The sequence below is a fragment of the Zhenhengia sp. genome (assembly GCF_046966505.1).
GTDB classification, from domain to species: Bacteria; Bacillota; Clostridia; order Lachnospirales; family Cellulosilyticaceae; genus Zhenhengia; species Zhenhengia yiwuensis.
Window position 1 is genome coordinate 69,217 of the sequence record NZ_JBKVCH010000006.1, and the last position, 12,096, is coordinate 81,312.

Consider the following 12,096-nt stretch of genomic DNA (forward strand, 5'->3'; position numbering starts at 1 on the left):
TTTGTATAAAAAAAGATAAAATAAAGAAGTGGGAACAAAAACAGAACATGGGGCAGAAAAAGTCCCATAAGGTGATGCAATGAAAAATATCATGCTAAGACTAGAAAAAATTATCCCAGAAGGTATGCAAGATTTTAAAGTAAGATATGCTATTTTACAAGCTATATTGGAGAATGAGCCTATCGGACGTAGAACGCTTGCTACTGTTACTACATATTCAGAGCGAACAGTAAGAGCTGCAACAGATGTGTTAAGTAAACAAGGACTCATAGAGGTTGCACATAGTGGGATGATGATTACACAAAGTGGCAAGGCGCTATTAGATGAACTTTACCTACCACTACAAGAATTAAATGCTTTTAGTTTGTTAGAAGAACAAATAGAAGCACTTACAGGTGCAAAGAAAGTTATTATTGTACCTGGAAATGTAGATGATGATGAAAGTGTTAAATGGCAATTAGGCAAGGCAGGAAGCAAACTTGTTCTTGATCTAATAGAGGAGAATTCAACAATTGCTATTACAGGAGGAAGTACCGTTGCAAAGATGGTAGAACTCATTCCACAAAGACAAGAAGGTAAAACGCATACCATAATTATTCCTGCTAGAGGAAGTGTTGGGAAGAGGATGGAATTTCAAGCCAATATTTTAGCAGCAGAATTCGCCAAAAAGATTAATGGAAAGTATGAAATACTCAATATTCCTGATAATTTGAGTGTTGCTTCTATTGAAACCATTAAACAAGAACCTCATATCCAAAAAACATTGCAAAAAATGGGAAAATCAGATATGATTATATTGGGTCTGGGAGATGCCATGAAAATGGCTAAAAGACGTAATGAGAGCAAGGAAGTCGTGGCATTACTTAAAGAGAAGGAAGCTGTTGCAGAGGCTTTTAGATACTACTTTGATAAAAATGGCGAAATAGTATATAGTGGCACTAATATAGGTCTTGACCTAGAAGTTGCTATGCAAATTTCGACAAGAATTGTTTTAGCTGGTGGTAAATCAAAAGCAATAGCTCTGGTTGCGACAAAAGCATTGCTGAAAGGTAGCTATCTCGTTATAGACGAAGGTGTTGCACGATCCATGTTACAGGTATCAACTCGCTAATTAGCTTTTGCTAATAAAAGCGGTTTGTATATAAAATTAAATTTAATGTAGTTATTTTAAGGAGGCATATCAATGGCTGTAAAAGTAGCAATTAACGGTTTTGGACGTATTGGACGTCTTGCATTTAGACAAATGTTCGGTGCAGAAGGTTATGAAGTTGTAGCAATCAACGATTTAACAAATCCTAAAATGTTAGCACACTTATTAAAATATGATTCAGCTCAAGGTAGATACGCATTAGCTGATAAAGTAGAAGCTAAAGAAGATTCAATCGTAGTAGATGGAAAAGAAATCAAAATCTACGCTGAAAGAAACGCTGCAGATCTTCCATGGGGAGAAATCGGTGTAGACGTAGTTCTTGAATGTACAGGATTCTACGTATCAAAAGCTAAATCTCAAGCACATATCGATGCAGGTGCTAAAAAAGTTGTTATCTCAGCTCCAGCTGGTAACGACCTTCCAACAGTTGTATTCGGTGTAAACGAAGACATCTTAACAGCAGATGACACAATCATTTCAGCTGCTTCATGTACAACAAACTGTTTAGCTCCAATGGCTGCAGCATTAAACAAATTAGCTGCAATCGAAAAAGGTTTCATGACAACTATCCATGCTTGGACAGGTGATCAAATGGCTTTAGACGGTCCTCATGCTAAAGGTGACTTAAGAAGAGCTCGTGCTGCTGCTTGCAACATCGTTCCTAACTCAACAGGTGCTGCTAAAGCTATCGGTCTTGTTATTCCAGAATTAGCTGGTAAATTAGACGGTGCTGCTCAACGTGTACCAGTTCCAACAGGTTCATTAACAGAATTAGTAGCTGTAGTAGACGGTAAAGTAACAGCTGCAGACGTTAACGCTGCAATGAAAGCTGCTGCTACACCATCATTCGGTTACACAGAAGAAGAATTAGTATCAACAGATATCATCGGTTGTACATACGGTTCATTATTCGATGCTACACAAACAAAAGTAACAGAACTTGGTGACAAAACATTAGTTAAAGTTGTTTCATGGTATGACAACGAAAACTCATACACAAGCAATATGGTTAGAACAATCAAATACTTTGCTGAACTTAGCAAATAATTTGTAAACAAGATCCTAAAAGGGTCCGGTCTTGTAGTTAGATTATAGGACCGGACCTTTTTTCTTGTGTTATTAATAAAAATTAAAATATACAGTTAATATTGAAAGGGGAAACAAACATGTTAAATAAAAAAACAGTTGACGATCTTAAAGATCTTCAAGGCAAAAAAGTTTTAGTTCGTTGTGACTTCAATGTACCTTTAAAAGATGGTGTAATCCAAAACTACAACCGTATTGATGGTGCACTTCCAACAATCAAAAAATTATTAGAACAAGGCGCAAAAGTTATCCTTTGCTCACACCTTGGTAAACCAAAAGGAGAAGCTAAACCAGAGCTTTCTTTAGCTCCAGTTGCAGTTGCTCTTACAGAAAGATTAGGCGTAGAAGTTAAATTTGTAGATGACGCTAGAGTAACAGGTCCAGAAACTCAAAAAGTTGCTACTGAACTTAAAGATGGTGAAGTATTATTACTTCAAAACACACGTTATAGAGCAGAAGAAACAAAATACGGTAAAGATGAAGCTGCTACTGCATACGCAGAAGAATTAGCTGCTCTTTGCGACAACCAAGTATTCGTAAACGATGCTTTCGGTACAGCTCACCGTGCACATTGCTCAAACGTTGGTGTAACTAAAGTTTGTAAAGAAAACGTAGTTGGTTACTTAATGCAAAAAGAAATTAAATTCTTAGGCGAAGCTGTAGAAAACCCAGTACGTCCATTCGTAGCAATCCTTGGTGGTGCTAAAGTTTCTGATAAAATTGCTGTTATCAACAACCTTCTTGAAAAAGTTGACACACTTATTATTGGTGGTGGTATGGCTTATACATTCCTTAAAGCTCAAGGTCAAGAAGTTGGTAATTCATTATTAGAAGAAGATAAAATGGATTACGCTTTAGAAATGGTTAAAAAAGCTGAAGAAAAAGGTGTTAAACTCCTTCTTCCAGTTGACCACGTAGTTGGTAAAGAATTCTCTAACGATACAGAAAAAGCTGTAGTAGATACAATTGAAGCTGGTTGGTCAGGCTTTGATATTGGACCAAAAACAATCGAACTTTACAAAGATGCTTTAGCTGGTGCTAAAACAGTTGTATGGAATGGACCAATGGGTGTATTCGAATTTGAAAACTTCGCAGCAGGTACTCTTGCAGTATGTGATGCAGTAGCTAACCTTGAAGGCGCTACAACAGTAGTAGGTGGAGGAGACTCTGTAAACGCTGTTAAACGTCTTGGTTTCGCTGATAAAATGAGCCACATCTCAACAGGTGGTGGAGCATCTTTAGAATTCTTAGAAGGTAAAGAACTTCCAGGTGTTGCTGCAGCTGATAACAAAGGTTGCGGATGTAACTGCAGTTGTAAATAATTAACTTATTACTTATTTGATGAAATGATCTTTGAAAATTTAATAGGTTAGATAGGTACTCTATCTCTTCTAGGAGGTAGAGTACTCTGCGCCTATATTAATAGGCCTAAGGGCCATAAAGAAGGAGATTAAAACCTATGCGTAAAAAAATCGTTGCTGGTAACTGGAAAATGAATATGACTCCAGCTAAAGCTGTAGAACTTATCGATTCACTTAAAAATGAAATTAACTCAAATGAAGTAGACGTAGTAGTATGTCCTCCATTCGTATGCCTTCCAGCTGTACTTGAAGCTGTAAAAGGAACAAACATTGCTGTAGGTGCTCAAAACATGCACTTTGAAGAAAACGGTGCTTATACAGGAGAAATCGCTCCAAGCATGTTAGTAGAACTTGGTGTTAAATACGTAATCATCGGTCACTCAGAAAGAAGACAATACTTCGCTGAAACAGATCAAACAGTTAACAAAAAAACATTAAAAGCTTTAGAACACGGCTTAGTACCAGTTGTATGTGTTGGTGAAAGCTTAGAAGAAAGACAACAAGGTGTAACAATTGACTTAGTTCGTCTTCAAACAAAAATTGCTCTTAAAGATGTAACAGCAGAAGATGCTAAAAAAGTAGTTATCGCTTACGAACCAATCTGGGCTATCGGAACAGGTATGACAGCTACTTCAGCTCAAGCAGAAGAAGTATGTGCTGCAATCCGTCAAGTAATCGCAGAAGTATATAGCAAGGAAGTTGCTGATGAAGTACGCGTACAATACGGCGGTTCTGTAAATGGTGGTAACGCTAACGAGTTATTCAACATGGGTAACATTGATGGTGGTTTAGTAGGTGGAGCAAGTCTTAAACCAGAATTTGCTTCAATCGTTAACTATAAATAAGCTGCCTCTTAGAAGGAGAACAGATATGAGTAAACAAACTACATTACTCCTTATCCTTGACGGATTCGGAATCAATGATTTAAAAGATGGCAATGCTATCGCAAATGCAAACAAACCTAACCTTGACCGTATCATGGCAAAATATCCTACAGTGGCTGGATATGCAAGTGGTATGGCAGTAGGTCTTCCAGATGGCCAAATGGGTAACTCAGAAGTAGGTCACCTTAACATGGGCGCTGGACGTATTGTATATCAAGAACTTACACGTATCACTAAAGCAATCGCTGATGGGGATTTCTTCGAAAATGAAGCTTTAGCTGGTGCAATGCATAATGCAAAAGATAACGATAAAGCCCTTCACTTATTTGGACTTTTATCAGATGGTGGTGTACACAGTCATAACACACATTTATATGGACTTTTAGAAATGGCTAAAAAATTTGGTCTTACAAAAGTTTATGTACATGCATTCTTAGATGGTCGTGACACAGCTCCAGCTTCAGGTAAAGACTTCGTAGCTGCACTTGAAGATAAAATCAAAGAAATCGGCGTAGGTGAAATCGCTACAATCTCAGGTCGTTACTATGCAATGGACCGTGATAATAGATGGGACCGCGTTGAGTTAGCATACAATGCTATCGTAAATGCACAAGGTGAAACAGCAACTGATGCAGTAACTGCAATGGCTGATTCATATGCTAAAGAAGTATACGATGAATTCGTACTTCCAACAATCATTACAAAAGATGGTCAGCCAGTAGGTAAAGTAGAAGAAGGCGACTCAGTAATCTTCTTTAACTTCCGTCCTGACCGTGCACGTGAAATGACTCGCGCATTCTGTGACGATGCATTTACAGGCTTTGAAAGAGATAGAGTGAATACTCACTTTGTAACTTTCACACAATACGATATTACAATTCCAAATAAAGAAGTAGCGTTTACACCACAAACACTTACTAACACATTTGGCGAATTCCTTGCAAATGCAGGCAAATCTCAACTTCGTATTGCGGAAACAGAAAAATATGCTCACGTTACATTCTTCTTCAACGGTGGTGTAGAAGATTCATATGAAAATGAAGACCGCGTATTAGTTTCTTCTCCAAAAGTAGCAACTTACGACCTTCAACCAGAAATGAGCGTAAACGAAGTATCTGATAAACTTGACGATGCTATTCGTAGTGGTAAATATGATGTAATCATTTGTAACTTTGCTAATCCAGATATGGTTGGTCATACAGGTAATATGGATGCTGCAGTAAGTGCTATTGAAGCAGTAGATGCAGCTGTTGGTAAAGTAATCACAGCAATTGAAGAAACAAATGGTTATGCTTTCATCTGTGCTGACCACGGTAATGCAGAACAAATGAAAGATTATGAAACAAACGGAGCATTTACAGCACATACTGTAAATCCAGTTCCATTCGTACTTGTTAATTACAAAGAAGGTGTAACTCTTAAAGAGGGCGGTAAACTTGCAGATATCGCACCAACACTTATTGAGATGATGGGTATGGAAAAACCAGCAGAGATGGACGGAGAGTCTCTACTCGTTAAATAAGAATTGGAATTTTTCGGGGCAAGAGGGCTATTTTTAGAAGAGACGTAAAGTTAATAGGCTATGACTCATATAAAGGTTAAGAAGACTTAAGCTAAAGTGTGACGCAAATTTTAGGGTACCTAAGCCTAAACATAAGGAGTTAGGTAAGTTAGGCTTCGGGCAGGAATGCCTAACTTAGCCTGATTCATGTAATGAAACAGTGTAATTTTGGTATAAGGTGGATACACTTTGAGTATGATTAGATAAAAAGTGGAGATAATAAAACTTCGATATTTAAGCATGCTGAAAGGAGTTATACACATATGAAAGGTTACATTGAGATTTTGGATGTATTTGCAAGAGAGGTGTTAGACTCTAGAGCTAATCCAACAGTTGAAGTAGAAGTTATTGTTGAAGGAGATTACGTTGGGCGCGCCATCGTACCTTCAGGAGCTTCTACAGGAGAGCTTGAAGCTATAGAGCTTCGAGATGGAGATACTTCTAGATACTTAGGTAAAGGTGTGCAAAAAGCTGTTAAAAATGTCAATGATATCATTGCAGAAGAAGTTATAGGTATGAATGCCCTTGATCAAGCTGCAATAGACAAAGTGATGATAGACTTAGATGGCACACCAAACAAGAGTAAGTTAGGTGCAAATGCGATACTAGGTGTGTCTATGGCAGTGGCAAAAGCAGCTGCAAAAGCACAAAGCATGCCTCTTTATCAATATTTAGGTGGGATAAATGCGAAAGTGTTACCTGTACCTATGATGAATATTCTAAATGGCGGGGAGCATGCCGATAATACAGTAGACCTTCAAGAATTTATGATTATGCCTGTAGGGGCAACATCCTTTAAAGAAGCACTTCGTATGTGTAGTGAGATTTATCACACACTTAAGAAAGTACTTAATGATAAAGGATTGGCTACAGGGGTAGGAGATGAAGGTGGTTTTGCACCAGACCTTGCAACTTCAGAAGAAGTCCTTACACTTATTGTACTGGCAATTGAAAAAGCTGGCTATAAGCCAGGCGAAGAAGTACGCATCGCAATGGATGCTGCAGCATCTGAACTTTATAATGATGTAGATGGTAAGTACTATTTCAAAGGCGAAAGCAAAATGAAAGGTACACAAATTGTACGTACATCCGAGGAAATGGTCGATTACTACGAAAATCTTGTGAATCAATTCCCTATCATTTCTATTGAAGATGGTTTAGGGGAAAAAGATTGGGACGGATGGGCACTCCTAAGTGAACGTTTAGGAGACCGTATCCAATTAGTAGGAGACGATTTATTCGTAACCAATACAAGTATCTTGGAAAAAGGTATCCTCAAAAAAGTGGGCAACTCCATTCTTATTAAAGTCAATCAAATTGGTACACTTACTGAAACTTTCAATGCTATTGAGATGGCGAATAGAGCGGGTTATACTGCAGTCGTGTCACACCGCTCAGGGGAATCAGAAGATGCTACCATAGCTGATATTGTCGTTGCAGTCAATGCAGGACAAATTAAAACTGGTGCGCCGGCCCGTGCTGATCGTACCGCAAAATATAACCAACTTCTTCGCATAGAAGAAGAGCTTGGTGAAGTAGCTGAATATAGAGGACTTCGTTCTTTCTTCAATCTTACTAGGTAAACACACAAATAAGACGAAGTATCATAAAATAGTGCCAGAAAGTGCAGCCATACTCAGTAGAAGAGTATGCTGCACTTTCTTATTATCTAGAGATTGGGGGACTCCATGCAGAATAAGGGGTATAGATAAAGGGGATTTAAGGGATTACTAGGAGAGTAGCATATAGTATAAACTGAAAGTCTATGGAAACAAGATAGGAAGTTTAGATAAGGTTGATGTAACAAATAAATTCAATTATAATAAATATTAAGAAAATAATTTCTAAGAAAGAAGGACAAAGTATGAAATTTAAAGATTTTAAGTATGAAAGACCAGACTTTGAAGTTTTTAAAGAAACGCTCTCTAAAATGACAGAAGAACTTAAAAATGCTGATACAAGCCAAGCACAAATTGAGAAGGCTAAAGAAATTCATCATTATATAAACACGGTTATGACAGCGGCAGATATTGCAACTGTACGTTATACAATCAATACAAAAGATGCTTTCTATGAAGGAGAAAGTGATTATTGGGATGAGCACGCTCCAATGTATGGAGAAGTTATTAACAACTTTGAGGCAGTTATGTTAGATTCTCCTTTTAGATCAGAGTTAGAAGAAGAGTTTAGCAAACAATACTTTGATATTATGGAAAACTCAAGACTGACTTTTTCACCAGAGATTATGGAAGAGATGAAACAAGAAAATAAACTTGTGACAGAATACAATAAACTTATTGCTTCTGCCGAAATTGAGTTTGAAGGTCAGACTTATAACTTATCAGGCCTTAGACCATTTATGCTTTCTAAAGACAGAGAGACAAGAAAACGTGCTCATGAAGCATACTTTAGTTTCTTTGAGGCTCATGAGGCTAAGATCGATGAATTATTTGATAAGATGGTACAAGTAAGAGACCAAAAAGCTAAAAAATTAGGCTTTAAAGACTATGTAGAGTTTGGTTATCGTCTTATGAATCGTAATGACTACAATAGAGATATGGTAGCAAACTACAGAAAACAAGTATTAGGGGATATTGTGCCTGTAGCAAATGAACTTTATGCACGTCAGGCAAAACGTTTAGGACTTGACCATTTAGCTTATTATGATGTGGATTTTGAGTTTAATAGTGGAAATGCAACGCCACAAGGAGATTCTACATTTATTTTAGAAAATGGTAAAAAGATGTACAGTGAGCTTTCTCCTGAGACAAAAGAATTCTTCGACTTTATGACAGAGAATGAACTTTTAGATTTAGAAACTAAACCAGGTAAACAATCAGGAGGATATTGTACATTCTTCCCAGCTTATAAATCACCATTTATCTTCTCTAACTTTAATGGAACAGCAGGAGATATTGATGTACTTACTCATGAAGCAGGGCATGCCTTCCAAGTGTATCAGTCAAGATGGATTGAAGTTCCTGGCCTTACTTTCCCAACTTTTGAAAGCTGTGAAATCCACTCAATGAGTATGGAATTTATCACATGGCCTTGGATGGAAAACTTCTTTAAACAAGATACAGCTAAATACAAATATGAGCACTTAGGAAGTGCAATTAAATTTATCCCATATGGCATTATTGTAGATGCCTTCCAACACTTCGTATATGAAAATCCAACAGCTACACCAGCTGAAAGAAAAGCACATTGGAGAGAACTTGAAAAACAATATTTACCACATAAAGATTATAGTGAGTGCGAACTTTTAGATCGTGGGACATGGTGGTATAAACAAGGCCATATTTTTGCATCACCATTCTACTATATTGACTACACACTTGCTCAAGTATGTGCCCTTCAATTCTGGGAAAAAATGAATCACGATAGAGAAGCAGGCTGGGCAGATTATATGCGTATTTGTAAACCGGGTGGTACAAAGTCATTCTTACAATTAGTAGAACTGGCAAATCTTAAGTCACCATTTGAAGATGGTTGTATTAAGAGTGTTATTGGTGAAGCCAGAAACTATCTAATGCAGATTGATGATAGTAAGTTATAGAAAAAGATTAGCTGTGTGCTGTCTATAATAAGTGATTATTTATAAGCAAATAAACATAGTGAAAATAAATTGACAAATTTGAGTGAAAATTATATAATTTATTTAACAGACTACATTAATAAAAAATGAAATGAGGTGATTAATATGACAACTATATATTTAAATAGAACGGATGCCATGTTAAACACCTATAAGGTGGAATTTTAATACTTTTTATTAGTGTTAATTGAACGTATTTTAAAAAGGCGTATCCGTATAAGGATGCGCCTTTTTGTATGTATAGTTGTCCTAAGATGATGTGTCTATTAAAAATAGAATGATGTCTAGGAGGATGTTTAGTGAAGAGGTTCAGATCTATTATTCTACCTATGCAAGGGCATAGTAAAAGTCAGTTGCATTGGCTTTATAATACAGCTTCTAATATTGAAGAAAAAGAAAAAATTTTTTCATATGAAGGTTTTAAGTTCTGGTTTGCTGGAAGGGGGCATCGTACCCCAGAAAAATTGTTGTTATATGTGGAGATTCCAGCTGCATTGGTAGGGGAGAGGGTAATAAGTAATATGGTACCTTTAGAAAGTTATTTACTAAGCTATCTTTCCCCCATTATTAATGATTTAAGTAAAGAATATGTAAATACAGCTAAAAATGTACGAGAAAAAGCACAATTTTCAGCTCAAACAGTAAATGAACATGTTATTAAGCGTAATGGGATGGTCTATGATAGTGATACACAATGCTTTATCTTTAAAATTAATTTTACTGTACCCCTTGTGAATGCATTGTCAGTTAATGCGAAATTGGCTATTAAATCTATACAGGATATTTTAGCGCATATGAAAGATGCAATGAAGCTGCTTAATAAAGAAGAGATTGAAAGGCATCTTTTAACCTATTCAAAGCAACAACAAATTCGTCAGTATATTAAGCAGAACCATTTTTGTGTATTTGTTGCAGATGGCAGTATATTACCAAGGGATAATGGTACAAACAAACCAATGAAAAATGTTATTCCCTTTAACTCGCCTAAAGATTTACGTATAAACATACCATTTTTAGATGGTACAAGTATTTCAGGTATGGGAATTAAGCAAGGTGTAACCGTTATAACTGGAGGGGGATACTCAGGTAAATCAACCTTACTTAATGCTATAGAAATGGGTATTTATAATCATGTACCAGGTGATGGGCGTGAGTTTGTAATTACAGATGATACAGCGCTTAAAATATATGCAGAAGATGGTAGGCCTGTTCATAACATAGACTTGTCGCCATTTTTTAAGTATTTGCCTAATGGTATAGAGATTGATAGGTTTTCAACACTTCATGCTAGTGGAAGTGTATCCCAGGCAGTAAATATTATTGAAGCTATGGGTGGGAAAAGTAGATTATTACTTATTGATGAAGATAGAAGTGCTACTAATTTTATGATTCGAGATGCTAATATACGAAAAATAGTAAAACGTGAGCCTATTATACCATTTACAGATAGAGTTCGTGGGCTGTATACGGAAAGAGAGGTCTCTACTATTTTGGTAATTGGTAGTTCAACTGAATATCTAAGTTATGCTGATACAGTTATCTTAATGGATGATTATATTGCTAGAAATATAACAGATAAGGTAAAAACACTTGACTTAGCAGAGTGCAGGGTGGAAGAAACAAGGGCAAAATGGATGGAAAAAAGGTATCTGATTCCAAAGCAAACCTATGAGCCATTTATTTATTTTAATTATATTTCTAATGAAAATACAAAGAAAATTATCCTTGACGAATACAATGCAGATATTACCTTGCTAACTGCATTAACCTCAGAAAATCAATTAAATACACTGACATACATGATGGAACGTCTTTTAACAGAGCAAAATTCGGATAGGGCTGACTTAATGGAGGTCATATATAAACTTTTTGAGGACATGTATTTAAATCAAATAGGTGAGCCTTCTACATCATTTAATTTTAAGATGGAATCATGGTTTGAGGCGGTACGTCCTATAGATGTATTTTGCTGTGTAAGTAGAATGCGCGGGTTAAGCTTTATGAATGAAAAATGATATTTAAAAAGTTCTAGATTATATGTAATCCTTATGTTCTAGAAGGATTTAGGGATAGATGTAAAGAATCTTTGTTATATTGCAATTAGGATAAGCCTATGCTATGATAGAAAGAGCGTAAAACGTATTTAAGGAGGCAAAGCCATGGATATTTTACAAATGGTTGTTGCAGGAGTTTACGTATTAGCAGCGATTGCTATTATCGTTGTTGTATTACTCCAAGAAGGTAAATCTGCAGGACTTGGTGCAGCTTTCGCAACAAATCAAGAGAGTTACTGGAATAAAAATAAAAAACATACTTTAGAGGGTAGATTTGAGCTTTGGACAAAAATCACTGCAGGTGTTTTTGTTGTATTAGCAATCGTTTTAAATATCATCTAAAGGAAAGGAGCTACTTAGGTAGCTCTTTTTTTGTGCAGAAAAATATATGAAAAACGACAA

General features: G+C 36.3%; 9 protein-coding genes. All 9 read left to right on the forward strand.

What is annotated here, in order from left to right; translation table 11 throughout:
• Positions 1 to 79 precede the first annotated feature (79 nt).
• Positions 80 to 1,111: a sugar-binding transcriptional regulator gene (locus ACLTBU_RS08590; RefSeq protein WP_177671477.1), complete on the forward strand. Its 1,032-nt coding sequence runs from the start codon at positions 80 to 82 to the stop codon at positions 1,109 to 1,111.
• Positions 1,112 to 1,183: 72 nt separating this feature from the next.
• Complete coding sequence (gap, locus tag ACLTBU_RS08595; protein WP_177671476.1) at positions 1,184 to 2,197, forward strand: type I glyceraldehyde-3-phosphate dehydrogenase; 1,014 nt, start codon at positions 1,184 to 1,186, stop codon at positions 2,195 to 2,197.
• 119 nt (positions 2,198 to 2,316) lie between these two features.
• On the forward strand, positions 2,317 to 3,558 hold the full coding sequence (locus ACLTBU_RS08600) for a phosphoglycerate kinase (RefSeq protein ID WP_412218546.1): 1,242 nt from the start codon (positions 2,317 to 2,319) through the stop codon (positions 3,556 to 3,558).
• Positions 3,559 to 3,695: 137 nt separating this feature from the next.
• On the forward strand, positions 3,696 to 4,442 hold the full coding sequence (gene tpiA, locus ACLTBU_RS08605; RefSeq protein ID WP_177671474.1) for a triose-phosphate isomerase: 747 nt from the start codon (positions 3,696 to 3,698) through the stop codon (positions 4,440 to 4,442).
• Between the two features lie 25 nt (positions 4,443 to 4,467).
• Positions 4,468 to 6,003: a 2,3-bisphosphoglycerate-independent phosphoglycerate mutase gene (gene gpmI / locus ACLTBU_RS08610; protein WP_177671473.1), complete on the forward strand. Its 1,536-nt coding sequence runs from the start codon at positions 4,468 to 4,470 to the stop codon at positions 6,001 to 6,003.
• A 302-nt stretch (positions 6,004 to 6,305) separates the two neighbouring features.
• Positions 6,306 to 7,625 carry a phosphopyruvate hydratase gene (gene eno, locus ACLTBU_RS08615; RefSeq protein WP_320650826.1) on the forward strand — a complete coding sequence of 440 codons (1,320 nt, stop codon included), beginning with the start codon at positions 6,306 to 6,308 and terminating at the stop codon, positions 7,623 to 7,625.
• Between the two features lie 281 nt (positions 7,626 to 7,906).
• Positions 7,907 to 9,601 carry a M3 family oligoendopeptidase gene (locus tag ACLTBU_RS08620; RefSeq protein ID WP_412218548.1) on the forward strand — a complete coding sequence of 565 codons (1,695 nt, stop codon included), beginning with the start codon at positions 7,907 to 7,909 and terminating at the stop codon, positions 9,599 to 9,601.
• 338 nt (positions 9,602 to 9,939) lie between these two features.
• Positions 9,940 to 11,655, forward strand: coding sequence for a P-loop domain-containing protein (locus tag ACLTBU_RS08625; protein ID WP_412218549.1), 1,716 nt, complete (start codon positions 9,940 to 9,942; stop codon positions 11,653 to 11,655).
• Between the two features lie 144 nt (positions 11,656 to 11,799).
• Positions 11,800 to 12,036 (forward strand): preprotein translocase subunit SecG, encoded by a 237-nt coding sequence (gene secG / locus ACLTBU_RS08630; protein ID WP_177671469.1) that lies wholly within the window; start codon positions 11,800 to 11,802, stop codon positions 12,034 to 12,036.
• Positions 12,037 to 12,096: the final 60 nt, after the last annotated feature.

Bases quoted from the DNA above. Each gene is read 5' to 3' on its own strand.
- ACLTBU_RS08590 (WP_177671477.1), top strand. From the start codon at position 80: ATGAAAAATATCATGCTAAGACTAGAAAAAATTATCCCAGAAGGTATG.
- gap (WP_177671476.1), top strand. From the start codon at position 1,184: ATGGCTGTAAAAGTAGCAATTAACGGTTTTGGACGTATTGGACGTCTT.
- ACLTBU_RS08600 (WP_412218546.1), top strand. From the start codon at position 2,317: ATGTTAAATAAAAAAACAGTTGACGATCTTAAAGATCTTCAAGGCAAA.
- tpiA (WP_177671474.1), top strand. From the start codon at position 3,696: ATGCGTAAAAAAATCGTTGCTGGTAACTGGAAAATGAATATGACTCCA.
- gpmI (WP_177671473.1), top strand. From the start codon at position 4,468: ATGAGTAAACAAACTACATTACTCCTTATCCTTGACGGATTCGGAATC.
- eno (WP_320650826.1), top strand. From the start codon at position 6,306: ATGAAAGGTTACATTGAGATTTTGGATGTATTTGCAAGAGAGGTGTTA.
- ACLTBU_RS08620 (WP_412218548.1), top strand. From the start codon at position 7,907: ATGAAATTTAAAGATTTTAAGTATGAAAGACCAGACTTTGAAGTTTTT.
- secG (WP_177671469.1), top strand. From the start codon at position 11,800: ATGGATATTTTACAAATGGTTGTTGCAGGAGTTTACGTATTAGCAGCG.